At 62.5% G+C, this 23067-nt stretch carries 29 protein-coding genes; 21 read left to right on the top strand and 8 right to left on the bottom strand.

Annotated features, from left to right (window positions below; translation table 11 throughout):
* Positions 1–52: 52 nt before the first annotated feature.
* From P0648_RS14255 to P0648_RS14205, 11 genes are all read left to right on the top strand, one after another.
* The gene (locus tag P0648_RS14255; protein WP_276246599.1) at positions 53–451 is read left to right on the top strand and encodes a DUF5778 family protein; all 399 of its coding nucleotides are present in this window, start codon (positions 53–55) and stop codon (positions 449–451) included.
* Positions 452–689: 238 nt separating this feature from the next.
* Complete coding sequence (locus P0648_RS14250) at positions 690–1181, top strand: hypothetical protein (protein WP_277504433.1); 492 nt, start codon at positions 690–692, stop codon at positions 1179–1181.
* A 96-nt stretch (positions 1182–1277) separates the two neighbouring features.
* The gene (locus P0648_RS14245) at positions 1278–1982 is read left to right on the top strand and encodes a hypothetical protein (protein WP_277504431.1); all 705 of its coding nucleotides are present in this window, start codon (positions 1278–1280) and stop codon (positions 1980–1982) included.
* 207 nt (positions 1983–2189) lie between these two features.
* A complete protein-coding gene (locus P0648_RS14240; RefSeq protein ID WP_277504429.1) occupies positions 2190–3632 on the top strand; it encodes a hypothetical protein in 1443 nt (480 codons plus the stop codon).
* A gap of 47 nt (positions 3633–3679) precedes the next feature.
* Positions 3680–4735, top strand: a complete 1056-nt coding sequence (locus P0648_RS14235) for an Lrp/AsnC family transcriptional regulator (protein WP_276246603.1) — start codon at positions 3680–3682, stop codon at positions 4733–4735.
* Positions 4732–5388, top strand: a complete 657-nt coding sequence (locus P0648_RS14230) for a bifunctional precorrin-2 dehydrogenase/sirohydrochlorin ferrochelatase (RefSeq protein ID WP_276246604.1) — start codon at positions 4732–4734, stop codon at positions 5386–5388. Before P0648_RS14235 ends, P0648_RS14230 begins: the two co-directional genes overlap by 4 nt.
* On the top strand, positions 5381–6700 hold the full coding sequence (hemA, locus tag P0648_RS14225; protein ID WP_277504428.1) for a glutamyl-tRNA reductase: 1320 nt from the start codon (positions 5381–5383) through the stop codon (positions 6698–6700). The genes P0648_RS14230 and hemA overlap by 8 nt, the downstream gene beginning before the upstream one ends.
* 96 nt (positions 6701–6796) lie before the next feature.
* Positions 6797–7231: a CBS domain-containing protein gene (locus tag P0648_RS14220; protein ID WP_276246606.1), complete on the top strand. Its 435-nt coding sequence runs from the start codon at positions 6797–6799 to the stop codon at positions 7229–7231.
* A 49-nt stretch (positions 7232–7280) separates the two neighbouring features.
* Entirely contained in the window at positions 7281–7556 is a 276-nt protein-coding gene (locus P0648_RS14215; RefSeq protein WP_276246607.1) for a 4a-hydroxytetrahydrobiopterin dehydratase, read from the top strand.
* A complete protein-coding gene (lwrS, locus tag P0648_RS14210) occupies positions 7553–7924 on the top strand; it encodes an LWR-salt protein (protein WP_277504426.1) in 372 nt (123 codons plus the stop codon). The genes P0648_RS14215 and lwrS overlap by 4 nt, the downstream gene beginning before the upstream one ends.
* Positions 7925–7992: 68 nt before the next feature.
* Positions 7993–8670 carry an HAD family hydrolase gene (locus P0648_RS14205; RefSeq protein ID WP_276246609.1) on the top strand — a complete coding sequence of 226 codons (678 nt, stop codon included), beginning with the start codon at positions 7993–7995 and terminating at the stop codon, positions 8668–8670.
* On the opposite strand, the gene P0648_RS14200 is transcribed toward P0648_RS14205, so the two are convergent.
* The 3 genes from P0648_RS14200 to glp form a co-directional block, all read right to left on the bottom strand.
* Positions 8667–8885 (bottom strand): hypothetical protein, encoded by a 219-nt coding sequence (locus P0648_RS14200; RefSeq protein ID WP_276246610.1) that lies wholly within the window; start codon positions 8883–8885, stop codon positions 8667–8669. The two genes, P0648_RS14205 and P0648_RS14200, sit on opposite strands and share 4 nt — an antisense overlap.
* A gap of 79 nt (positions 8886–8964) precedes the next feature.
* A complete protein-coding gene (locus P0648_RS14195; protein WP_277504425.1) occupies positions 8965–10857 on the bottom strand; it encodes a molybdopterin biosynthesis protein in 1893 nt (630 codons plus the stop codon).
* Positions 10845–12062 carry a gephyrin-like molybdotransferase Glp gene (gene glp / locus P0648_RS14190; RefSeq protein ID WP_276246612.1) on the bottom strand — a complete coding sequence of 406 codons (1218 nt, stop codon included), beginning with the start codon at positions 12060–12062 and terminating at the stop codon, positions 10845–10847. Before glp ends, P0648_RS14195 begins: the two co-directional genes overlap by 13 nt.
* 89 nt (positions 12063–12151) lie before the next feature.
* Here glp and P0648_RS14185 point away from each other — a divergent pair, with 89 nt between their 5' ends.
* Both P0648_RS14185 and P0648_RS14180 read left to right on the top strand, forming a co-directional pair.
* Complete coding sequence (locus P0648_RS14185) at positions 12152–12508, top strand: Hsp20/alpha crystallin family protein (RefSeq protein ID WP_276246613.1); 357 nt, start codon at positions 12152–12154, stop codon at positions 12506–12508.
* A 15-nt stretch (positions 12509–12523) separates the two neighbouring features.
* A complete protein-coding gene (locus P0648_RS14180; protein ID WP_277504422.1) occupies positions 12524–14182 on the top strand; it encodes an AarF/ABC1/UbiB kinase family protein in 1659 nt (552 codons plus the stop codon).
* A 130-nt stretch (positions 14183–14312) separates the two neighbouring features.
* Here the strand turns inward: P0648_RS14180 and P0648_RS14175 are convergent, their stop codons facing one another.
* On the bottom strand, positions 14313–14492 hold the full coding sequence (locus P0648_RS14175) for a PLDc N-terminal domain-containing protein (RefSeq protein WP_276246615.1): 180 nt from the start codon (positions 14490–14492) through the stop codon (positions 14313–14315).
* 100 nt (positions 14493–14592) lie between these two features.
* Between P0648_RS14175 and P0648_RS14170 the strand changes: the two genes are divergently transcribed.
* From P0648_RS14170 to P0648_RS14145, 6 genes are all read left to right on the top strand, one after another.
* Positions 14593–15660, top strand: a complete 1068-nt coding sequence (locus P0648_RS14170; protein WP_277504420.1) for an aminotransferase class I/II-fold pyridoxal phosphate-dependent enzyme — start codon at positions 14593–14595, stop codon at positions 15658–15660.
* Positions 15661–15702: 42 nt separating this feature from the next.
* Complete coding sequence (locus tag P0648_RS14165) at positions 15703–16080, top strand: translation initiation factor IF-5A (protein WP_276246617.1); 378 nt, start codon at positions 15703–15705, stop codon at positions 16078–16080.
* Positions 16080–16880, top strand: coding sequence for an agmatinase (gene speB, locus P0648_RS14160; RefSeq protein WP_277504419.1), 801 nt, complete (start codon positions 16080–16082; stop codon positions 16878–16880). The genes P0648_RS14165 and speB overlap by 1 nt, the downstream gene beginning before the upstream one ends.
* 222 nt (positions 16881–17102) lie before the next feature.
* A complete protein-coding gene (locus P0648_RS14155; protein WP_277504418.1) occupies positions 17103–17867 on the top strand; it encodes a Nif3-like dinuclear metal center hexameric protein in 765 nt (254 codons plus the stop codon).
* A gap of 63 nt (positions 17868–17930) precedes the next feature.
* On the top strand, positions 17931–18947 hold the full coding sequence (locus tag P0648_RS14150) for a deoxyhypusine synthase (protein WP_277504417.1): 1017 nt from the start codon (positions 17931–17933) through the stop codon (positions 18945–18947).
* 56 nt (positions 18948–19003) lie between these two features.
* The gene (locus P0648_RS14145) at positions 19004–19300 is read left to right on the top strand and encodes a hypothetical protein (protein ID WP_277504416.1); all 297 of its coding nucleotides are present in this window, start codon (positions 19004–19006) and stop codon (positions 19298–19300) included.
* Here the strand turns inward: P0648_RS14145 and P0648_RS14140 are convergent.
* From P0648_RS14140 to P0648_RS14125, 4 genes are all read right to left on the bottom strand, one after another.
* Positions 19297–19752, bottom strand: a complete 456-nt coding sequence (locus P0648_RS14140; RefSeq protein WP_277504415.1) for an NUDIX hydrolase — start codon at positions 19750–19752, stop codon at positions 19297–19299. The two genes, P0648_RS14145 and P0648_RS14140, sit on opposite strands and share 4 nt — an antisense overlap.
* Before the next feature lie 178 nt (positions 19753–19930).
* On the bottom strand, positions 19931–20782 hold the full coding sequence (locus P0648_RS14135; protein WP_277504414.1) for an alpha/beta fold hydrolase: 852 nt from the start codon (positions 20780–20782) through the stop codon (positions 19931–19933).
* A gap of 66 nt (positions 20783–20848) precedes the next feature.
* Entirely contained in the window at positions 20849–21070 is a 222-nt protein-coding gene (locus P0648_RS14130; protein ID WP_277504413.1) for a hypothetical protein, read from the bottom strand.
* Positions 21067–21261, bottom strand: a complete 195-nt coding sequence (locus P0648_RS14125) for a hypothetical protein (RefSeq protein WP_277504412.1) — start codon at positions 21259–21261, stop codon at positions 21067–21069. The genes P0648_RS14130 and P0648_RS14125 overlap by 4 nt, the downstream gene beginning before the upstream one ends.
* Positions 21262–21615: 354 nt before the next feature.
* Here P0648_RS14125 and P0648_RS14120 point away from each other — a divergent pair, with 354 nt between their 5' ends.
* Positions 21616–22446, top strand: coding sequence for a formate/nitrite transporter family protein (locus P0648_RS14120; RefSeq protein WP_277504411.1), 831 nt, complete (start codon positions 21616–21618; stop codon positions 22444–22446).
* A 247-nt stretch (positions 22447–22693) separates the two neighbouring features.
* On the top strand, positions 22694–22891 hold the full coding sequence (locus P0648_RS14115; protein WP_276246626.1) for a cold-shock protein: 198 nt from the start codon (positions 22694–22696) through the stop codon (positions 22889–22891).
* Positions 22892–23067: the final 176 nt, after the last annotated feature.

The following is a 23067-nucleotide window of genomic DNA, read 5'->3' as shown; positions in this document are numbered from 1 at the left end:
GCAGGCGAGGAGCGACCGTGACGTGTAAGCCTCCCCAGTGCGGACAGCGGGTATGAGCGACGTACTCGACGAGGACCTCTACCAACGCACGAAGGCACTGCTCGAACCGGGCGACATCGAACTTAACGGTGCGGTCGTCCACACGGGGCTCACCAGCGCAGCAGATATCGAGATGCACCAGGCGACCCTCGACGTCGGCGACATCATCGCGAAATATGCCGGCCACGAGGGCGACACCTACGTTTACTCGGGCAATGATAACCCGAAGTTCTCCTCGAACCAGCACCAGGGGCTGACCATCGACGGCGACGAGTTCGTCTGGGAGTGCCAGCAACTGCTTCGCAACGGCACCTTCCACATCGTCATCTACTACGAGGCGGCCCACGACCACGAGGCTATTCTCGACGAGATCCGCGACCTCGGCTTCGAGGTTACGGGCGTTCAGGGCTGACGGACGACCCAATACGTACCTTCTGCACGCCATTTTCCCCAAAGCTATTCATTCACGAAAATAACAGTGTAGTGACGATAGTCACCACAGTGCGAACCCGCCTCTGGGCGCGGAGGCAATAAGATGGGTTCCACGAAGGGGGAAGCCGGCACAGGCGGACGTTCTGGGGTACGTACTGGTCACGGCAATGGTCGTTTCACTGGTCACGTTTTTGTTGGTGACGGCGTCGGGTGGCATCGTGAGCGTTCAGCGGTCTGCGGACACCAGTCGGGCGGAGACGGCCCTTGGCGTGCTCGACATGCGTGCGAGCTCGGTGTCGCTTGGCGACTCGGACCTCCAGACGGTCCGCTTTGGCAATACGGGTGACGGCTCGCTTTCGGTAAACGAGACGGAGGGGTCGCTCAAAGTCTTCCACTCCGACCTCGAAAATCGTTCGACTGAGATTTACAACGGGTCGCTCGGCGCGCTGGTTTACGAGAACCATGGCACCGAAATCGCCTACCAGGGCGGCGGCGTCTGGCGACACGACCCGAACGACAAGGCGCGCGTCGTCTCGCCGCCGGAAGCTCACTACCGCGAGGCGACGCTCGTCATGCTCGTCGTTCGCCTGACCGGCAACGGGTCACTGTCGGGCAAGAACGCCCAACTCCAGGCCACCCGCGGCGAACCGCTCAAGCGTATCTTTCCGAACACGAATCCGAGCAAACGCCTCGCCAACGGCGACCCCTGAACGAATCCCGGGTCTGCGGGACGTGTCGAAGTCATCGTCCAGTCGCGCTACTACGAGGGCTGGGCGCAGTACTTCGAAGCCCGAACCACGGGAACGGTGACTCTCGACCACGAGACGCAGACGACCACGCTCGACCTCATCGTGCCCTTCGACATGGGCTACTTCAATATGCCGGCAAACAAGCCCCTTCGCCCGCGTGCGCTCGGCCCGGACCACCCGCTCGACGAGTTCAACATCACGCAATATCCCGACCAGACCGGATTTAGCAACTTCAAGTGGTCGTTCGTCGGGATTGCTGACGAACGGGAAATCGAAATCCACCTGCGCGAAAGCGGGAACGTCCGCAAGGTTGGTTCCTGCTGGGAGAAGGACATCTCCGTCACTATCACGTACGAAAACGGCTCCAGCTTCGAAGGCTGGCACGCGGAAGACGCGTTCCAGACGACGTGTTACGATTCGAACGGCGACGGAACGAAAGACAGTCCCCGGGTCGACGTAGACCTCGGGTCGATGACCAAGCAGATGGTGTACATCGACACGAAATCGAGGTCGCTGTCGATTGCCAACCTCGTCGATGGCACCCACCAACCGGCCTCGCAGGCGTACAACGGCGGAGCTGACACTGCGATTGGCGACGTACTGAGCCACTATCTCGGCGAGATGGGTCCCGCCTCTACGTCCACGACAAGAGCGCGGACACGGTCGAAGAGGAGCAGTCCTACGGGACCATCCACTACGACCAGCGCAGCTACACGCTGTACTACCTCCACGTCTCAGAGAACGCGGTTCACGTCGAAGTGAGCTAAGACGCGCTCCTCGAAGGGCCGCCCATCGTTCGAGGCGATTTTAGCCTAGTAGCAATCGATTACCGCTAGCCTGCGGCCGTATCTCTGACGGCGAAATTTCCATCCTAACCACGATAGAACCACCATAAATCGAGAACATTCTACATAAATCAGCTTTTAACAATGACCTTCTCGGCCATAGGTATGTCTGGGGAAGTTACCTATGGGAAAAAGAGGGGGGACGGGAGCCCAGCAGCGGGCTCAGTCAGAGATTCTGGGACTGGCGCTCGTCATAACGATGTCAATCGCGCTGGTGACGTTCATGGTCGTCACGGCGTCCGGGGGCATCGTGAGCGTTCAGCGCACGGTGGATACGAACAAAGCAGAGACGGCGCTCGGCGTCCTCGACATGCGTGCGAGTGCCGTCTCATTCGGCGAATCCGACTTACAGACGGTCAGCTTCGGGAACACCGGCGGTGGGTCGCTGTACGTGGACGATACCGAGGGGTCGATTACCATCATCCACACCGACTTAGACGGCGACGAGACGGTACTCTACTCCGGCACGCTCGGTGCACTCATCTACGAGAACGATGGCACAGAAATTGCCTACCAGGGCGGCGGTGTCTGGCGACTCGACGCAGACGGTCAGGCACGCGTCGTCTCCGCACCCGAGTTCCACTACCGCGACGCTACCCTCACGTTGCCAGTCGTGCGCGTGACGGGTGACGGCTCAGTTTCCGGGCAGAACGCACAAATTCAGGCCACACACGGGTCGAGCAAGCGTATCTTCCCGAATGTGGCTAAACTGCCTGAGTCTGGTGACCTGTGGGAGAATCCCGGTTCTGAAGGTACAGTGAAGATTGTCGTCCAGTCGCGCTACTACGAGGGCTGGGCGCAATACTTCGAGATGCGCACCACGGGGAAGGTGACGCCCAATGAGGAAGCGCAGACAGTCACGCTCGACCTGACAGTGCCCTATGATATGGGATTCTTCAATATGCCAGCAGAGGGACAACCCCTCAAACTCCGGGCACTAGAGGAAGAGAACCCACTCGAATCGTTCAGCATCACGTTGTATCCGGATCAAACCGCGTTCAGCAACTTTAAGTGGTCCTTCACCGCCACCTCCGAGAACGGTGAGGAGATGGAGATTCACCTCCGGGACGGTGGCCCGGTGAACGTCATCGAGAATCCGCTCTCACAGTGCAAGGAACGATGGGTTTCCGTCACCATCATCTACAAGGACGGCTCTACCTATCAGGGCTGGTTCAAGGACAAAGCGTTCGCTTCGACCTGCCTCGACCTCGATGGAGACGGCACTGCTGACACGGCACGACTTGACGTCGATTTAGGCACGCTTGCGATGGACATGTCCTACGAATCAAAGAGCACGCTCAAGTCTGTCGACAATCTACTCGGCGGGTCGGTGAACCAGCTCGATTCGACCTTAGCCTTTAACAACGGACAGAACGCGCCGATGGGTGCTGTCCTCAGCCACTATCTAGCGAAGATGGGTCCCGACGTTGACCTCATAGTTTCAGATAAGAATGCGGATACGGTGGACGAAATGCCCTCACACGGCGTCATCCACTACGACCAGCGTAACTACACGCTGTACTACCTGCACATCTCCGACAACGAGGTCGTCATCGACGTGCAGTAAGCGGCGCAAACGAGGTTCTTATGCCTCGTGACTCCTGATACCCAGGTATGACAGAGGCGGACCTGAGTCCGACTGACCGCGCCATCGTCAACGCCTTCCAGGGCGGTTTCCCGGTGACTGAACGGCCCTTCGAACCGGCCGCCGCGGCCCTCCGGGAGCGCGGTATCGACATTTCTGCTGGCGAACTTCTCTCTCGTGTTCAGACGCTCGACGAGCAAGGGGTCCTCACCCGGTTCGGGGCGCTCATCAACGCCGAAGCCATCGGTGGGACGGCCACGCTCGTCGCGATGCACGCGCCGCCCGAACGGTACGACGAGGTGGCAGAGCAAGTCAATACCTTCCGCGAAGTCGCCCACAACTACGAGCGTGAGCACCCCCATCTCAACATGTGGTTCGTCGTCTCCGTGGGCCATCCGGACCGCGTCGACGAGGTACTCGGCGAAATCGAGGAGACGACCGGGCAGCGAACGTACAACCTCCCGAAACAGCAGGAGTTCCGCGTCGAAGCCAAATTCCTCCTCGACGGTCCCATCTCGGAGGGTGACGTGGACCTCTCGCATCTCGGTCCCGACGTGACACCGACCGAGCGCACTACCCTCACGCCCGCGGAGCGCGACCTCGTGCTCGAAATCCAGGGTGGATTGCCCATCACCGCCACGCCCTACGCCGACGTCGCCGCCGCGATTGGGCAGGAGACGGAGTGGGTCGTCGCCACCATCAAGCGGTTCAACGTCGAAGGAAAGGTCCGTCGGGTGGGCGTCATCCCGAACCACTACGCCCTCGGCTACACCGAGAATGGGATGACCGTCTGGAACGTCCCCGACGAGTTGCTGGACGAGGTCGGGCCGGCCATCGCGAGCCTCGATTTCGTCACTCACTGCTACGAACGGCCCCGCCACGAGGGGATCTGGCCGTACAACTTCTTCGCGATGACCCACGGTCGAACCGAGGCCGAGAGTCAGGAACACATCGAAATGGTCAAAGAACGCATGCACGAGTACTGGGACGTCGGCGACGACGACTGGGATACCCTGTTCTCGACCCGCATTCTGAAGAAGACGGGCATCCGCATGACGGAACGCGCAAACGCAAACACCGAATGATACCACTGTTTCACGACTTCCACGGCGAGACGGTCCTCGTGTTCGGCGGCGGTGCCGTCGGCGCACGGAAAGCCCGCCGTTTCGCCCGTGAGGCGACCGTGGTCGTCGTGAGCCCGGACTTTTCGGCCGGTTCCTACGGCGGCGCGGCGAAAGTTCGCGCCGCACCGACACTGGCCGCGGTCGGCGGCTGGCTCGACCGCATCGACCCCATCCTCGTCGTCGCGGCGACCGACGAACCCGCGCTCAACGCCGCCATCGAGGACGCCGCCCGCGAGCGGCGCATCCTCGTCAATCGCACCGACGTTTCCGGCGAGCGGGAGGCGGGCAGTGTGGTGGTTCCGGCGACTGTCGACGACGACCCCGTCACAGTGGCAATCTCGACGGGAGCATCGAGTCCAGCACTCGCGAAGTACTTGCGAGAACGCATCGAGGCAGACGTCGAAGGAGCAGGCGAAATGGCCGAACTGACCGCGACGTTGCGCCTCGAACTCCAGTCGGCCAAGGTCGCCCCGGCGGCCCGTCGGGACGCCATCCGCGCAGTCGTCAATTCTGACCGCGTTTGGAAGGCTTTAGGTAGTGGGAAGGCAAAGGCCCGCAACGAGGCACAGACCGTGATAGACGAGACTCTCGTTGGTGGTGATTCTGATGCGTGAGGCCGGCGTCATTTCGGGCGTGAGCGTTTCCCACAAGGACGCCTGCGTCGAGACGATTGAGGCGGCTTGCGCACCGGACCAGCAGATAGGTGTCGAGACGCTGCTCGCACAGGAGGGCGTCAAAGAGGCGTTCGTCCTCCAGACGTGTAACCGCGCAGAGGCCTACGTCGTCACGGCAACGCCAGAACTCGGTCGGCGCGTCCTCGCGGACTATCTCGCAGACGTCCCCGAGGAGGCAATCACGGAACGAACCCACGAGGCCAGCCTTCGCCACCTCATGCGCGTAGCGGCCGGCCTCGAATCGCTCGTCATCGGCGAAGACCAGATTCTCGGCCAGCTCCGCACCGCGTATCTCGACGCCCGCGGGGTCGGCGCGCTCGGCCGCCTGCTCGACGACGGGATTGCGAAGGCCATCCACGTCGGCGAACGCGCCCGTACCGAGACCGAAATCAACGAGGGAACCGTCTCGCTCGCGAGTGCGGCAACCTCACTCGCCGCTCGCGAGATGGACCTCACGAACGCGACGGCGCTCGTCATCGGCGCGGGCGAGATGGGGTCGCTCGCGGCTACTTCGCTCGCCGACACCGTTTCTCGACTCTACGTCGCGAACCGGACGCTGCCGCGTGCACAGGCCATCGTCGACGTCATCGAGGCGGAGGCGACCGCCATCTCGCTCGCCGACGTCCCGGCAGTCGTCCCCGACGTGGACCTCGTGGTCACGGCCACGGGCAGTCCAACGCCGATTCTCGATGGCAACACGCTGTCGAGAGCGGGCGAGTTGCTCGTCATCGACCTCGCCCAGCCCCGCGACGTCGCAAAGCGCGTCGAAGGGCTCGACAACGTCACCCTCTGGGACTTAGACCGACTCGAATCGATAACCGACGAGGCCCACGAACAGCGCAAAGAGGCGGCAGAACGGGTCGCAGAGATGATCGACCGCGAGTTCGAACACCTGCTCACCCAGTACAAGCGAAAGCGCGCAGACCGCGTCATCGCGGCGATGTACGAGAGCGCAGACCGCCTGAAGGCGCGCGAACTCGCCACGGCGTTCTCCCAACTCGAAGCGAATGGCGACCTGAACGAAGACCAGCGTGCGGTCGTCGAATCGCTCGCCGATTCGCTCGTCGGGCAGTTGCTCTCCGCGCCGACACGGAGTCTTCGCGACGCGGCGGAGGAAGACGACTGGACGACCATCAACACCGCCTTGCAGTTGTTCGACCCGGATTTCGGGTCTGAACCACCCGCGTTCGTGAAGGCGCTCAGCGAGGCAGACCGCCCGAACTCCGCCGCGACCAGCGCCGAAGACGACTGATTCTCGGAGTATCCCGGCGTGCTGAACTAGGTATTTGCGCTCACGAGACGTATCTTCGGATAACCGTTTTCCCGGAAAACCGGAGACGGGGGGAACATGACACTGAGAGATATCGCGCGACCACGAGAGGAACTCGTCTCCGCGTCGCCAGACACACCAGTTACCGAACTCGCAACCCAGATGCGCGAACGCACCGTCGGCAGCGTCGTCATCGAGGAAGCCGGAAAGCCAATCGGTATCGTCACGGACCGCGACCTCGCGATGAAAATCGTCGCGACGGGTAAAGACCCGCTGAACATGACCGCCGCGGACGTGATGAACGGGAACACCGTCACCGTAGACATCGACGCGGGCGTCTTCGACGTCTGCCAGACGATGCGCGAACACGCGGTGCGCCGGCTTCCGGTGATGGAGAACAACCAACTGACCGGCATCATCACGCTGGACGATATCATCGTCCTGCTCGAAGACGAACTCCACGACCTCTCTGAGGTCATCCGGTCTGAATCGCCGCCGTATGCGCTCCCCTGAGCCTCAGGTGGCGACAACGATTATTTCAATCGAGTGAATAGTGGTAGCCATGGCAGACTTGCTCTCAGAGGACGAACTCGAATCGCGACTCCCGAGCGGCTGGGAGAAAGATGGCGACGAAATCACGCGAACCTACGAGTTCGACGACTACTTGGACGGAGTCGAGTTCGTGAACGAAATCGCGGAAATCGCCGACGAGGAGTTCCACCACCCGGAAATCATCATCGGTTACAAGGAGGTGGAAGTGCGCCTCACGAGCCACGAAGAGGGCGGCATCACCGAGAAGGATACCCACCTCGCGGGACGATTCAACGACGTGCAGTGACCGACGCACACTACGCCTTCTCGGTTCGGGTTCGCCCCCGTATCGGTCGACCGGACCTGCGACTTTCGCCCGCGGAATTCGAGCTGCAACTGTCGAAAACGGCCTCCCAGCCGGGTGACGACGGCTGGCTGTTCTTTCGCGACTACCTCTGGCGGGGCAATCTGAACGACGAGGAGTACTTCCGGCGCGAACTCGAATCGGCGCTCGATATGCGGGTGACGAGCGTCTCCTTTAGCGGCCTGCGGACGTCTCCGGAGTATCTGGAGGCGCTGAAGAGCGAGATTCGTGCGCACCTGGACCTGTTCAACGCTGAAACGGTCGAAGAAGTGCTGAACAAGTATCTCGGCAGTTCGATTCAGGTCGAGTAGACGCGAGCGTCCTGATTGACCAGTGGGGCGGAAAGGCACTTAGCAGTCGGTGTCGTACCTCTTGGTGAATGGTTGGGGCTGACTACGACTTTTGGCTCTTCGATTTAGACGGAACGCTCATCGACGTCGACTGGGGGTACACCCGCGAGGTGTTCGACCGGGTCGGCGACCGGATGGGCCGTCCGTTCACCGACCGGGAGGCCGAAATCCTCTGGCACGGCCTCGGCGGCAAGCGCGACGATAGGCTCGTCGAATGGGGCATCGACCCCAACGAATTCTGGCCCGCGTTCCACGCCGTAGAAGACCCACAGGCCCGCGCCGAGGCGACCTATCTCCACGACGACGCCACGTTCGTCGCGGACCTCACGACGCCCGTCGGCATCGTCACCCACTGCCAGCCGTTTTTGACTGGGCCGGTTCTCGCGCATCTCGGCATCGGCGACTGGTTCGACACCGTCGTCTGTTGTAGCGACGACCTCGGCTGGAAACCGGACCCCGGCCCAGTCACCCACGCGATGTCGCAGCTCGATGTCGAAACCAGCGCACGCGGTGTGCTCGCTGGTGACGGGTCGAACGACATCGGCGCGGCGTGGAACGCCGGCCTCGACGGGATTCACGTCGAACGCCACGACCCGCACCGACGGGGAGAGTGCGTCCTCGGCGACTATCGCGTCGCGTCGTTCGACGAACTCTGGCGACTCGTAAAAGCAACGGCTGACCGGACTGCGACCGAAGCGACTGATTAGTCGTAGGTGTCCTGGGGGTCTTCCATGCGCGCTTCCATCACTGTCTCTTCGACCGACGAGACCTGCGTCTCGACTCGCAGGTCGTGACCACATTCAGGACAGGGTAGCGCCAGCGTCACCACGAGGGCGTCGCTGTCGTCTCGCTGTTCGATTGCTAATACCTCTGCATCTGATGGGTACAGGAACTCTGCGTCGAGTGGATGGGAGCAACTCATGGGACACCACCGGAAACCGGTGTCTGGTATAACGCCCCACGCATGGTTATACACTTCGGCGACCCAGCAGGGCGAATCGCTATGCCGTTTCGAAGCCGGGGAGGTCTGCGAACACGGCGTCACCGTCCTCGATGGCCGTTTCGAGCGCCGCGACCCCTGGTTTCGAAACTCGATCCGGATTCGCGAACACGCGAACCTGTTCGGTTCCGAGCGAGACGAATCCGAGGTCCAGTTTTTCCGCGGTCGCACGAAGACCGAGTCCCACGTCGGCACGCCCGTCGGCGACCTTCCGGGCCGGACTCTCGTGGGCTTTCACGGTGAGGTCGAACCCGGAAATTGCGCTCACGAGGTCGTGGCGCGTCTGGCCGCGCTCCTCGGCGAGTGTGGCGAGGGCGTCGGTAAACGAAGTTCTTAGGCCGGCGGCCGTTCCGCGGTTGATGAATCGCAGGTCGCGGTCCACGAGGTCTGCGAGACCGGCCACGTTTTCGGGGTTGCCCGCCTGCACCACCAGCCCCCACTCGCGGGTCCAGCCGCCGAGTTCCACAGTGTCGAACTCCGGCTCGCCGCCCGTCGTCGTCACCGCAACGTCGGCGATGCCGTTTCGCAGGCGGCGGAGCCCCTCTCTGCTCCCCACGGACAGATAGCGCGGCCGTTCGATGCGGTCGAGCAATCGCGAGAGTGCAGGGTCGTCCTCGCCGACGCCGAACACGGTTGGCGGCCTGACGTCGGGCGAGAAGAGGTCCACCTCGACTTCTTCGCCAGCGTCGAGAAATGCCGTGTCCGGGTGGACGACGACGACGCCGTCTGCCTCCACGAGGCTCGTCGTCGCGCCGCTGCCCTTGTCAACTGGGTAGACGAGCAAGTCGCCTGCCCCGTCTTCGACGAGGCCGACCGGCATGAGGCGCATTCGACCCTCGCCGTAGCGCTCGCGGACGGCCATCTTCCCCCGAGCGGTCGCGGCGGCGGGGGCCTGAACTCCCGCCGCATCACGAATCGCCGGCGCGACGAACGTCTGGAAGATGGTGAGCGCGGAGACGGGATACCCCGGCAAGCCGATGTACGCGGACTCTTCGAGTCGCCCGACGAGCATCGGTTTCCCGGGTTTCACGGCGACGCCGTGTAACAACAACTCGCCTTGTTCCTCGACGACGCGGTAGATGACGTCCACCGCGGAGGCGCTCGTCGAACCCGACGAGAGGACGAGGTCGCACTCGGTGGCGGCTTTCGTCAGCAGTCGCTCCATCTCGTCGTAGTCGTCACCGGCATGGGGGTAGAGAACCGCCTCGCCGCCCGCGTCTTCGACGCCCGCCGCGACGGTGTAGCTGTTCACGTCGAAAATCTGCCCGGCGGCGCTGTTGAGCGATTGGCCGGGGCGAACCAGTTCGTCTCCCGTCGAGATGATGCCGACGCGGGGTTTCGCCCGAACTGGCACCGACTCCACGCCGAGTGCAGAGAGCAGCCCAATTTCTCGGGGCGTAATTCGAGTTCCCGGGCCGAGAGCACGCTCACCCGCGGCGATGTCCGCCCCTGCGAGCATCACGCTGTCGCCGGGGGCCACCGCGGTTCGCATCTCGATTTTCCCGTCGCGTTCGTCGGTTCGCTCGACGATGACCACCGCATCCGCACCCGATGGCATCACCGCCCCGGTCGAAATTTCAGCACACTCACCCTCTGCGATTTCGACGTCCGGTTCGACCCCTGCGTGGACAGCCCCGACGAGGTCGAGGACGGCGGGGTCCGCTTCGTCCGCGCCGAAGGTGTCCCGCGCTCGCACGGCGTAGCCATCCATGCTTGCCCGGTCGAAGCCGGGGACGTCCATCCCCGCGTCGATGCGTTCTGCGAGAACGCGACCACGGGCTTCGGCCAGCGGCACCGATTCTGACCCGCCACCGAGGTTCAGCGACGCGATTGCTTCACGGGCTTCCTCTGGCGACGCGAGGTCACGAAACTCCTTGCGGCTCACGCCGACCACTCCCAGTTCTGGACCGCGACAGTCTCACCTTCGGCGATTCCTTCGCTCGATTCTGGCACTTCGACCCAGCCGTCTGCCAGCGCGACGCTCGAGAGGACGCCAGAGCCACTCGCTCGCGTCGGCGTCGCAACCGGTTCCGACTCGTCGTCGGTGAGCCGAACGCGGACGAACGTCCGGTCGCCGACGTCGCTTCGAATCTTCCGCGAGAGGCGCGCCTCGACCGTCGGGAACTCCTCGAGGGGCATCCTACCCGCCCATTTGAGCGCGGGGCGAAGGAACTGGACGGCGTTGATGATGCACGCGACGGGATAGCCAGGAAGCATGATGATTGGCGTGTCTTCGACCACGCCCATCGCGACGGGGTGGCCGGGTTTGAGCGCGACACCGTGGACGAACACGTCGCCCATGTCGGCGACGACGTCCGGAATCAGGTCGCGCTCGCCGACGGAGGACCCGCCCGTCGTGACGACGATATCTGCGTCGAGATTCCCCGCTACGGCTTCGCGGAGCGCGGTTTCGTCGTCGGTGACGATTTCCTGATAGTCGGCGTCACCGCCCCATCGTTCGACCAGCCGAGACACCGTGAGACCGTTCGTCTCGACGACCTCGCCCGGTTTCGGGTCCGCCTCGACGAGTTCTTCGCCGGTCGGAATCACGGTCACTCGGGGCGGTTCGTACACCGAAACCGTGGCAACGCCGGTCGATTTCAACAGGCCGAGGTCGGAGGGTCGGAGTCGATGTCCGGCGTCGTACAACTGCTGGCCCGCTTCGACGTCTTCGCCCTCCGGGGCGACGTTCTCGCCCTCCGCAACCGCGTCGAACACTTCGAGGTCGTCACCGACACGGTCTACGTGTTCGACCATGACGACGGCGTCCGCACCTGGGGGTAGTTCGCTCCCGGTGTGGACGCGGACGCCGCTTCCGGGTGCGACCTCGCCGGTTGCCACGCGAAGTACGTTCGGCGACCGGTCGGAGGCGCCGAAGGTGTCCGCTGCCCGGACGGCGAACCCGTCCATCGCGGCCCTCCGGTAATGGGGGACGTTGCGGTTGCTGGTAATCGGTTCTGCGAGAACGCGCCCGTCTGCGTCTTCGAGGGGCACGGCGCCAGTTCGACCGTGGGGGGAGACTGCGTCCCGGAGTCGGTCGCGGGCCGCATCGACGCGGGTCAGTTGCTTGAACCCCGCGTCACGAAGTTGGTCGCTCATGGCACGTCCCTACGACGCGGCCGACAAAAAACACCCGGACGGATTCCCCTACCGGGGGCTTTTTCGCTCCGGCGTCCGTACCCATGCGTATGTCAGCGCTGCGCGAAGCCCTGCGTGACCTCCCGGACGCAGTGTTCGCAGACCTCCTCGAGAGCGACGACTCGTACCTCCTCGTTATCGACTTCCCCGGTGTCACCAAAGAGACCGTGGACGTTCGCGTCGAAGACGGCCGCCTTCACATCGAGGCGCGGCGCGAGAAAGACCTACCGACGGAGTATCGCTACCTCAAGGAAGACCGCTCTATGTTCCTCGACGTGGACCTCCCACTCCCACCGAAGGTGACCGGCACGGACGCAGAAGGAGCCGTTTCGCGAGGCGTCCTCGAAATCACCCTCCCGAAGCGAAGTGCCGCTCCCGGGACCAGCATCCCAATCAGTGACGAGTAGGGGGTCGCACAGTCTGTGAACCTCCGCCCGTACAGACGGTTTTTCACCGTCGCCAGACAGTTCTTGCCGCTTCTCATCGCGTACGCCCGGGACCGCCGCCGATTCCTGCTGTTCGGCGGTCGGCGGACGGTCACGCCAGAGATTCGCCGCCGCAGAGCGCGGGCACTGCTTGACGCCATGCTCACGCTCGGGCCGACGTTCATCAAACTCGGCCAGTTGCTCTCGACGCGCCCGGACATCCTGCCGCCGGAGTACATCGACGAGTTCACGAAACTCCAGGACAGCGTGCCACCGGCCCCGTGGCCTGAGGCAAAACAGGTCATCGAAGACGAACTCGGGCCGCTCGAAGCGTGGTTCGACAAGTTCGACACCGACGCGATAAGCGGTGCAAGTCTCGGGCAGGTGTACTACGCCGAAATCGACGGCCAATCCGTCGCGGTGAAGGTGCGCCGGCCCGGCATCGAGGAGCTCGTGGAAGCGGACCTCTGGGTCATCCGCTGGAGTCTGCCGTTGCTCATGCGCTTTATCGGCACCGCTCGGGCGTTCTCGCTCGAAAACCTCGCCGACGAGTTCGCGAAGACCATTCGCGAGGAGATGGACTACGGTCGGGAAGGGCGGATGCTCACCGAGATTCGCGGGAACTTTGCGGACGAAGACCGCATCGCGATTCCCCGCGTCATCGAATCACACTCGGACGCTCGCGTCCTCACGATGGAGTACGTGAGCGGGACGAAGATAAGCGACATCGAGGATATCGACGCGATGAACGTAGACCGCTCGGAACTCGCAGAGACGCTCCAGCGAATCTACCTCCAGATGATCATCGATGACGGTGTGTTTCACGCTGACCCGCACCCGGGGAACCTCGCGGTGCGTCCGGACGGCACCATCGTCTTCTACGACTTCGGGATGAGCGGTCGCGTCGATTCGTTCGTCCAGGACAAAATCGTCGAGTTCTACATCGCCGTGGCGAACCAGGACATCGAGGGGATTCTCGATTCACTCATCGAGATGGGTACGCTGAGCCCGGAAGCCGACCGGCGGGTGATGGGCGACGTGATGGAACTCGCGATTGCGGACGCTCGCGGTGAGAATATCGAGCAATATCGCGTCCAGCAAATCGTGAGCCAGGTCGAAGATACAATCTACGAGTTCCCGCTTCGGCTGCCGTCGAACCTCGCGCTGGTGTTGCGCGTGGCGACGGTCGTCGAAGGCGTCTGCGTGACGCTCGACCCGGATTTCGACTTCATCGCGGTCGCGACCCAGTACCTCACCGAACAGGGGTATCGCGAAGCAGGCGTAAAGCAGTTCATCGAAGACCGCGGCGACGAGGTGCGCAAGGCGGCTCAATCGACGCTGCGCAGCCCGCCGAAACTTGAGCGTGCGCTCGACCGAATCAACCGCGACGATTTCTACGTTCGGGCAGACATCGAGGACTCGAACGGACACCTGACGAGACTCGCGAAGCGAATCGTCCTCGGGATGTTGCTTTCGGTCGGTCTCATCATGACGTCAATTTTCTACGCGTTCGGGACGCTCGAAGCGACGCTTCTGGCGGGTGGGTTCTCGCTCGTGATAGCCGGCTGGCTCTATCTCTCGTTTCGCAAGCGCCGGGGAATTCGTGCGACGCCGCAGTTCACGCGGCAGAATCTCCGCCAGCGGCGGGGGAAGTAGGGGCGAATAGACGGCACGGTGGGGCGCGAAGCGGTGGCCGTACTCCCGCAGGCCGCTTCGCGGCGAGGTGTCAACGCATGGGGTCGGTGGCTGCGTTTCCGTATAAAAATGTGTGCGTGGTGGGGGACGACTATCGCCGGCCGATGAGGAAGTACAGGAATAGTCCGATGACACCGCCGAGAAAGACGACGACGGTCCACAGAAGTGTTCCCTTCGAACGCCGGTATTCGGCGTCCTGAAAGACCCACAGGGTCACCCCGAGCCAGACGACGAGGTAGAGCAGTCCGACGGTGACTGTGGTGTCGACCATGATTCTACTACGCTGACCAGTTTGATGAGAGTTGCTGGCTGGGCGATTTTGTTGGGTGTAAGCCACGGTACTTTTCTTCGGTTCGGGCAAAGCAGTGGGTATGGAAATCGACCCGTTCGGCCTCGAACGCTGGTTCGCGAAGTACGAACACGAGGCCGACATCATGCTGGCAGAGAGCGGGATTCGGTCGCTTCCGGCGACGCGCTTCGACACCGACCCCGACGAACTTGGTTACGTCATCCCCACGAACGGCGACCCCGATCTCCGCGAGCAGCTGGCGGCACGATACGGGCGGACTACCGACGAAGTCATCTTCACCTGTGGCGCACAGGAGGCAAACTTCCTCGTCTTCCTCGCGCTGCTCGGTCAGGGCGGCCACACGGTGACCGTCACGCCGACGTACCAGTCGCTGCACGCGATTCCAGACGCCTTCGGGGAAGTGACGACGGTACAACTCGAAACCCCCGAGTGGGACCTCGATGTCGACGCCGTCGCGGACGCGATTACCGACGACACGCGCCTGCTCGTCGTCAACAACCCGAACAACCCGACCGGGAAATATCACGACGAAGCGACGCTGTCCGCGCTCTACGACCTCGCCGTCGAACACGACGCCTACCTGCTCGTAGACGAGGTGTACCGACTGCTCGCAGACGACCCTCACCCGCCGGCAGCGAGTCTCGGTCGGCGGGCCATCAGCACGGCGAGTCTCTCGAAGGCGTACGGCCTCGCTGGCCTGCGCTTTGGCTGGATTGTCGGGCCGCCCGAAGTCGTCCAGGCGGCCTGGCACTGGAAAGATTACACGACCATCTCGCCTTCCCAGTTCGGCCAGCACATCGCCCGCCAGGCGTTCAAGCAGGAGGACGAACTGCTCGCCGAGAGTCGCGCGGTGCGACAGACGAATCACGACATCGTCGCCGAATTCATCGCGGAGACGGGCCTCTCGTGGTACGACCCCATCGGCGTGAACGCCTTCATCGAGATCCCAGACTCGTTTTCGAGTGGCAAGGAGTTCTGCCGGGCGGTGTTGAACGAGGAGAGTGTTGTACTCGCACCCGGTGAGTTCTTCGGCTATCCAGAGCGGTTCCGCCTCGGCTTTGGACTTCCGACCGAAGAATTGGTCGAGGGTCTCTCACGCGTCAAAACCTGTCTCCAGCGTCACGAATAGCGTTCCAAACCGTTTATACAGTCTCGTGGAAAAAGCAGACACATGGCGAAGCAGCAAGGCGAGGTCCGCGACCTCCAGGAAGGTAGCTACGTAATGATCAACGACGTGCCGTGTCTCATCACCGCGTACAGCACGGCCAAACCCGGCAAACACGGCAGTGCGAAAGCCCGTGTCGAGGGCAAGGGCGTCTTCGACGGGAAAAAGCGCAGCTTCTCCCAGCCTGTCGACGCGAAAATCTGGATTCCAATCATCGAGCGCAAGCAGGGCCAGGTCGTGAGCGTCGAGAGCTCCGACGTCGCACAGGTCATGGACTTAGACACCTACGAGACCTTCTCCATCAAGGTCCCCGGCGACAAGACTCTGACTCCGGAAGACGAAATCGAGTACCTCGAGATGGACGCCCAGCGTAAGATTATCTGATGTTTCCTGGCGCGCTGGCTTCTCGCACAGACGCTTCCTACGTCATCCTCGGCGCGCCGCTCGACATTTCTACGTCTTTTCAACCCGGGACTCGCTTTGGGCCCGACCGTATTCGACAATACGCAGAGAATTTTGACGACTACGACCACCGGACGGACTCCCATTTCACCGACCTCGGCGTGGCAGACGACGGCGACCTCCACGCGTGGGACGACGCGGCCGACTATCTCGACTTTCTGCAGGGCATGGTCACCGACATTCGGCGCGACGAGGCGCTTCCCATTCTCGTCGGCGGCGAGCACACGGTGACGGTGGCTGGCGTCAGAGCGACGACCCCCGATACGTTCGTCTGTCTCGACGCGCACCTCGACCTCCGCGAGGAGTACGCCGGCAACCCGCTGAGCCACGCGACGGTCACGCGCCACGCGCTCGACGTCGCAGATGAGGCCATCATCCTCGGCGCACGCACCGGAAATAAGGCCGAGTGGGAGCGCGCTGCGCAGGGCGACGTGACTGTCGTCCCGCCGGAGGACGTCGCAGACTGGACGTTCGACGGCGACGGGTCGGTCTACCTGAGCGTGGATATCGATGCCGCCGATCCCGGGTTCGCGCCCGGGACGGGGACGATGGAACCCTACGGACTCACGCCGCGGGAAATGCGCGACGTGATCAGGCAAGTTGCACCCACCGCTATCGGATTCGACGTGGTGGAAGTCAACGACAGAGACGACGGGCAGGCGGCGACGCTCGGCGCGAAACTCCTCAGAGAATTCGTCTTTTCACACGCGGCGCAATCGTAGAAAGCGAATTCGGGCCGGTTATGACCCGGGGGTCACCCGGCGCACGAGTCCTTTTCCAGTTCGGACAATCCGATTCTTTGTTCGTCGAGGCAATCGACGCCAAACGAATGCGGCTTTGCGGAATTTACCCATAGGGAATCAACTCCGTTGTCCGTCCCGCAGAAAGCGGGTACGCTGTCTGTTATCGCCGTCTTTCTTAACGCTGGTGGCTAACGTGAGACTATGCAACTCAGCGAACTCGTCTCTCGATACGACGACCGCCTCCGAACGGCCGACTACGCCGCCTTCGACGCGAGCGCCAACGGTTTGCAGGTCGGGCCGGAAGACAAGGAAGTCACGACGGTGGCTTTCGGCGTGGACGCCGCCGTTTCGACCATCGAGGCCGCCGCACGAGCAGACGCGGACGTGTTCGTCGTCCACCACGGGCTCTCGTGGGGTGGCTTCGACCGCGTGACCGGCTCCACATACGAACGAATCCGCCTCCTCGTCGAGAACGACATCGCACTCTACGTCTCTCACCTTCCGCTCGACGGGCACGAGGAACTCGGCAACGCCGCCGGTATCGCCGACGTGCTCGAACTCGAAAACTGCGAGCGATTCGGCGCGGAGGCCACCGAGTATATCGGCGTTCGCGGAACCGCGCCAGAACCGTTCTCCGTGACCGACCTCCGCGAGGAACTCGTCGGCCTCGACAACGGTGGCCAGCGCGTGCAGGTACTCGAACACGGCCCCGCGGAAATCGAGGACATCGGCATCATCACCGGCAGCGGGACGGACTGGATTCCGGAGGCAGAAGCGACGGGCGTGGACGCACTCATCACGGGCGAGGGGAAACAGCAGGCGTATCACAACTCGAAAGAAGCGGGTATTCACGTCTTCCTCGCGGGCCACTACGCCACCGAAACCTTTGGCGTCCGTGCCCTCCAGCAACTCGCAGAGGAGTGGGGACTGGAGACGACCTTCATCGGAGAACCGACCGGACTCTGAGCCGGGTTGGTCGCCCGCTCCAGACCGCGCCCTTCAAACCTTCGTAACCCACAATCTGTGGCAATGAGCGACGACGCAGACCACGAACTCCCGCCCCGCGAGGAGTTCCACCACGACCCAATCGGACACACCGACGTGTGGGCCGGCATGACCGTTGGCGACCTCGTCTCCGAGTACGGCAAGGCAGGCATTGGCGCGGCGGACCTCCACGAAGCGGTGGACATCTACGCCGAGATGATCGGCGACGACGACGTGACCAACTTTTTCGGCCTCGCCGGGGCGATGGTCCCGACGGGGATGCGAAAAATCGTCGCCGACCTCATCCGCGACGGCCACATCGACGTACTCGTGACGACCGGCGCGAACCTCACCCACGACGCCATCGAGGCAATCGGCGGCAAGCACCACCACGGCCGCGAACACGACGGCGAATCCTCTCCTCGCGAGTTCGACGAAAAGCTCCGCGACGAGTGGGTCGACCGCATCTACAACGTCTACCTCCCGCAAGAGCACTTCACCGCGTTCGAGGGTCACCTGCGCGCTGAGGTGTTCCCGAACGTAGACGAGACGGTCACCATCCAGCAACTCACCGAGGAACTCGGCCGAGCGAACGCCGTGGTCAACGAGCGTGAGGGTATCGAGGAGGACGCTGGCATCGCCGCGGCCGCCTACGAAAATGACGTGCCAATCTACGTTCCCGCAATTCAGGACTCGGTCCTCGGCCTACAGGCGTGGATGTACTCGCAGATCAACGACTTCAGTCTCGACGCGCTCTCCGACATGACCGGCCTCACGGACATCGCGTTCGACGCCGAGAAGGCGGCTGCGATGGTCGTCGGCGGCGGCGTCCCGAAGAATTTCGTCCTCCAGACGATGCTCGTGGTGCCAGAAGCCTACAACTACGCCGTCCAGCTCACGATGGACCCACCGAACACGGGTGGCCTCTCCGGGGCGACGCTCGACGAAGCGCGGTCATGGGGCAAGTTGGAGAAGGCGGCGCGGAACGTTTCGGTGTATGCAGACGCCACAATCACACTGCCGCTGGTGGTTGCAGGGGCGCGTAAACGGATTTCGGAGTAAGCCGACCGCGAGTGACGGTTAGTCGAATTCGTCTCTTTCCCGGCGGTTTGGCGCGTATGTTGCATTCACGCCCGCCCGAGTTGGAGTTTTCACTCGTCTACGCAGCGTTCGCCACACCTGAGCCACTCCGCGAGTACGCGGCGAAGGTTTCGACCGGGGCCCTGCTCGGCATCGGGTTCAGCGTCCTCTTGACCATCGTCGCCGTCGGCTTCGTCATGTCACTCTGGTTGCAGGCTATGGGGTTCCCGATGGCTCCGCCCGTGCCAAATCTGCAGGTCCCGAGTTTCGTCGGACACGCGGTCTACGGCGTCGTCCTCGGGGCGCTGTACCCGCTGCTCGCGGCGAAGTTCTAAGCCCCATCGCATCGCTCATTCTTTGCGACATCCACCACCGCTTCCGGATAGAGCGTTCTGTCACCCGACTCGAAATCGGCGAGCTGTAGCCACCGAACCTCGAACTCCTCGTCTAATTCCTCCTCGTAGCCGGTCATCGACTCGGCTTCGTACACCTCGTCGTCCGCGAGGTCGCCCTCGTACAGCAGGACGATTTCGTGGCCCTGCTCGCCGTCAAAGGTAAACCGATTCTCGATGTGTGAGAGGAACTCGACCGTTTCGAGTTCGACGCCGAGTTCTTCTTCGAACTCCCGGCACACCGTCTCCTCGCTGGACTCGCCGAACTGCATTCCCCCGCCGAGTGGTCGCCAGAACACCTCGTCGCTTTCGGGGTCGTATCCTCGACCCACCAGTATCTCGTCGTTCCGTCGGACGAGGCCGAGCACCACCGGGCGAATGTCGCGCCAACTCATGGCCTCTCGGTTTGCCCGACGGCGCGAAAAACGTTCTGCCAGAGGAAAACTGACTTGCCCACCGGTGGGTAACTGTCGGGTGGCCTGTGACGAGGCACCGACTCCGAACCGACCTAGGCAGTCGGTGATGTGGAGCCCTATGAGTGCCGAGGCCTGCTTTCTATGCTCCCAGCCACGCCTACACCGAGTGCTGTGCCAGAAACGACCGAAGCAACTCGTTGAACTCGTCCGGTCGTTCGAGCGACGGAAGATGAGCGACGTCGGCCATCGTCGCTGCGCGAATGGCGGGTACGTCTGCTTCGAGGATATCGGCAATCAGGTTCATATCTGGCCGGTCGAGTGCCCCGTTGACGAGCAAGACGGGGGCTTGCAACTCGCTGAGGCGCTCTATCGCAGGTGGGGAGAGTGGTTCTTCAGTGGCGTCGTCGGTGTCCTGTTCGTAGCTCTGGAGGAGCATCGCGTGGACGAGCGCCCTGACGTCGGGGTCGATTGTGTCGAGCGTGCGCGTCGGTCCGGCGACCCACAGCTCGCTTTCGACGAGTGCGGCGCGTTCTGCGTCGCCGTTCTCGAACGCTGCCGTGGCGGTTTGCCAGCCGTCGTACGTCGCGTCATCGGTGAACGTGTACCCGCTGAGCGCTGGAGCGACGAGCGTGAGGATCTCGACCCGGGTCGGGTGTTCGAGCGCGAAATCGAGTGCCGTCGCTCCTCCCATCGACGCGCCGACGAGGTGCGCCGACTCGATGTCGAGCGCGTCGAGCAGTTGTCCAAGGTCACGGTAGTGTGCGTACGGTTCGGGCGGAAGCTTGGAGTCGCCGAAGCCACGGAGGTCGTAGGCGACGACTCGGTACTGGTCTGCGAATGCGTCGAATTGTGGGTGCCACATTCGACTGTCGGCGATGCCGGCGTGGACGAACACCAGCGGTGTGCCATCACCGGCGGTCTGGTACGCCAGCGAGGTCCCCTCAATTTCGACGAACCCTGTCTCGACATCGTGGCTGCGTTTTGGAGCGGTGGACCCTTCAGGAGGCATAATAACATAGATGGATGACACGAAGTTAGTCGTTGTTGCTCTCGGCTGTTGTGGCGAACGGAGCGGCTACGGTCTGCTCGGAATCCCGGCCTCTGCGTCCGATTCCTTCACGTACGATTCGATAGCGAGCAGCCCACCGAGGATGACGCTGATGAGCGCGACGGTCCCGACGGCGACGATTGCGATGGAGAGACCGGTGCCCGTAAACTGTGCCGAGAACACGAACAGGGAGATGGTAGACACTACCCCAACCATCGTGTAAATCCGGACGAGGGGACGCCAGTTCATAGCGAGTAGAGGAGGTGGGCGAGCCAGAGCCCGGACATGACACCGAAGGCGAGCGCCGCGATGAGCTGGGCGGTCGCCTGCGGGACGGGAAGCACGAGCGTCGAGACGAACAGTATCCCTGCGAGCACCATCGCGCCGTAAACCAGTCGTCGCTTCGTCTGTATCGTTTCGGGAACGGTTGCGGTTGCCATTACGCCACCTGCCACTGCATCACGCTGTCTCCGACGAGCTACTTGCTCGAAACGTGTCGATTCATACTTCAACATACGCGCTTTGAGCCCAAATCGACGGTTCCCGACTGGTGAAGGTGTCGCGGCTCTCGCCGCCGTCTGCGGTGTGAATCGTCTCACGCCCGTACTCGGGGTGATACAGCGTGCCTCCCGTGTTTGTAACTCTCGATGAACGGAACCTCGGCGGCGCTCAGAGTGGTCGAGGGAGTGGTCTGAAGCGGGCGGCCACCATTTACGAAGCGTTCAGGCGCTCGGATTGGACAGCCGTCGGGGCCCGTAGGCTCTTACACCTGGCTCCAAAATGGCCATTCAGTCATGAGCACTGATGGGGAGGGAGAGCCATCGGGGGCGTCGCTGTCATACGAAAACGTCCTCGACCGCGAGATGGAAAACGCGCTAAAGGAGTTGAGTCGGCCGACCGAGGGATTGTTCCTCTCGGGACTCGCCGCCGGACTCAACGTCAGTTTCGGGGCGCTGTTCATGGGCATGGTATTGACGTTCTCGCCGTCGTTTCCCTCCCCGCTGGTCAAACATCTCCTGCTCGCGGGCGCATCGGCGGTTGGCTTCCTCTTCGTCATCCTCGGGCAGACCGAACTGTTCACCGCCCACACGACGCTCGCCGTATTGCCCGTCCTCGACGGTCGGTCGTCGCTTGCGGACCTCGGGCACCTGTGGGGCGTCGTGTACGTCGCGAACCTCGTTGGATGTGGACTCTTCGCGGCGCTCATCGCCGTGCTCGGCCCGTCGCTCGGCATCGTCACGCCTGCGGCGTTCGCCAGCATCGCCGATTCGCTGCTCGGCCTTCCGTGGTGGACCGTCCTCCTGAGTGGCGTTGTCGCCGGGTGGCTCATGGGCCTCGTGACGTGGCTCGTCGCCGCGAGTCGAGACACCATCAGCCGGATTGTCATCGTTCTCGTCGTCACCACGACCATCGGGTTCGGGCCGTTCCATCACGCGCTGCTTGGGACGACCGAACTCCTCTCCGCGATGTTCCTCGGAACCGGGGTAACCGCTGTGCAGTACGGCACCGTACTCTTCTGGACGACGCTCGGCAACGTCCTCGGAGGGAGCGTATTCGTCGCCGGCCTCAATTACGGGCACGCCGCCCGGGCTGGCAAGGACGTGTCTGTAACCACAGACGCGTGACGGCAACGGTGTCATCGCTGGTTTCGCCACGGACCGGTTCGAATACTATCACTATACTGGAAATTTGGGATACGACAGAACCACCCGGTTGATGTGACTATTCAGTCGCTCTTGCCACGTAGAACCTGTCTTTCAAAAACAAATGGGTGAGAAGCTGTGGAATTGAAATTCATTTGCGCGGAAAAATCGAATTTTTGCGGACGAATGCACAACCCTTATCCGTACACTCCAATTTTGTGTAGATGCAATGGTAAACGGTAAAGTTGATTTCTTCAACGACACTGGCGGCTACGGTTTCATCGCGACTGACGAATCTGACGACGACGTATTCTTCCACATGGAAGACGTTGGCGGCGAGGACCTCACGGAAGGCACCGAGATCGAGTTCGACATCGAACAGGCCCCGAAAGGCCCTCGCGCGAAGAACGTCACCCGCGTCAACTAACTTTTCCGCATAGTCGCCCACAGGCGACGACGCGAATTTTCAGTTTATTACATACTCATAGCGTGAGCACTCGCCCCGCCAGCGTGGACACCGCGTCAACCCGTCCCCGGTAGCGTGCATACTCCGCTCGGTTCTCAATAATTGTTTATTCGAATGTTGCCGGTTCAACCCGTCAG

Source organism: Haladaptatus sp. DYSN1, from assembly GCF_029489995.1.
Taxonomy (GTDB): Archaea; Halobacteriota; Halobacteria; order Halobacteriales; family Halococcaceae; genus QDMS2.
This window is presented reverse-complemented; position numbering and strand designations above follow the sequence as displayed.

Coding starts and splice junctions, on each gene's coding strand:
- glp (WP_276246612.1), bottom strand. CDS start 12,062: ATGAGCGACCAACTTCGTGACGCGGGGTTCAAGCAACTGACCCGCGTC.
- P0648_RS14115 (WP_276246626.1), top strand. CDS start 22,694: ATGGTAAACGGTAAAGTTGATTTCTTCAACGACACTGGCGGCTACGGT.
- P0648_RS14140 (WP_277504415.1), bottom strand. CDS start 19,752: ATGAGTTGGCGCGACATTCGCCCGGTGGTGCTCGGCCTCGTCCGACGG.
- P0648_RS14170 (WP_277504420.1), top strand. CDS start 14,593: ATGGAAATCGACCCGTTCGGCCTCGAACGCTGGTTCGCGAAGTACGAA.
- P0648_RS14130 (WP_277504413.1), bottom strand. CDS start 21,070: ATGAACTGGCGTCCCCTCGTCCGGATTTACACGATGGTTGGGGTAGTG.
- P0648_RS14150 (WP_277504417.1), top strand. CDS start 17,931: ATGAGCGACGACGCAGACCACGAACTCCCGCCCCGCGAGGAGTTCCAC.
- P0648_RS14145 (WP_277504416.1), top strand. CDS start 19,004: ATGTTGCATTCACGCCCGCCCGAGTTGGAGTTTTCACTCGTCTACGCA.
- P0648_RS14215 (WP_276246607.1), top strand. CDS start 7,281: ATGGCAGACTTGCTCTCAGAGGACGAACTCGAATCGCGACTCCCGAGC.
- P0648_RS14220 (WP_276246606.1), top strand. CDS start 6,797: ATGACACTGAGAGATATCGCGCGACCACGAGAGGAACTCGTCTCCGCG.
- speB (WP_277504419.1), top strand. CDS start 16,080: ATGTTTCCTGGCGCGCTGGCTTCTCGCACAGACGCTTCCTACGTCATC.
- P0648_RS14205 (WP_276246609.1), top strand. CDS start 7,993: ATGGTTGGGGCTGACTACGACTTTTGGCTCTTCGATTTAGACGGAACG.
- P0648_RS14255 (WP_276246599.1), top strand. CDS start 53: ATGAGCGACGTACTCGACGAGGACCTCTACCAACGCACGAAGGCACTG.
- P0648_RS14200 (WP_276246610.1), bottom strand. CDS start 8,885: ATGAGTTGCTCCCATCCACTCGACGCAGAGTTCCTGTACCCATCAGAT.
- P0648_RS14155 (WP_277504418.1), top strand. CDS start 17,103: ATGCAACTCAGCGAACTCGTCTCTCGATACGACGACCGCCTCCGAACG.
- P0648_RS14185 (WP_276246613.1), top strand. CDS start 12,152: ATGTCAGCGCTGCGCGAAGCCCTGCGTGACCTCCCGGACGCAGTGTTC.
- P0648_RS14175 (WP_276246615.1), bottom strand. CDS start 14,492: ATGGTCGACACCACAGTCACCGTCGGACTGCTCTACCTCGTCGTCTGG.
- P0648_RS14235 (WP_276246603.1), top strand. CDS start 3,680: ATGACAGAGGCGGACCTGAGTCCGACTGACCGCGCCATCGTCAACGCC.
- P0648_RS14120 (WP_277504411.1), top strand. CDS start 21,616: ATGAGCACTGATGGGGAGGGAGAGCCATCGGGGGCGTCGCTGTCATAC.
- P0648_RS14230 (WP_276246604.1), top strand. CDS start 4,732: ATGATACCACTGTTTCACGACTTCCACGGCGAGACGGTCCTCGTGTTC.
- hemA (WP_277504428.1), top strand. CDS start 5,381: ATGCGTGAGGCCGGCGTCATTTCGGGCGTGAGCGTTTCCCACAAGGAC.
- P0648_RS14135 (WP_277504414.1), bottom strand. CDS start 20,782: ATGCCTCCTGAAGGGTCCACCGCTCCAAAACGCAGCCACGATGTCGAG.
- P0648_RS14165 (WP_276246617.1), top strand. CDS start 15,703: ATGGCGAAGCAGCAAGGCGAGGTCCGCGACCTCCAGGAAGGTAGCTAC.
- P0648_RS14240 (WP_277504429.1), top strand. CDS start 2,190: ATGGGAAAAAGAGGGGGGACGGGAGCCCAGCAGCGGGCTCAGTCAGAG.
- P0648_RS14125 (WP_277504412.1), bottom strand. CDS start 21,261: ATGGCAACCGCAACCGTTCCCGAAACGATACAGACGAAGCGACGACTG.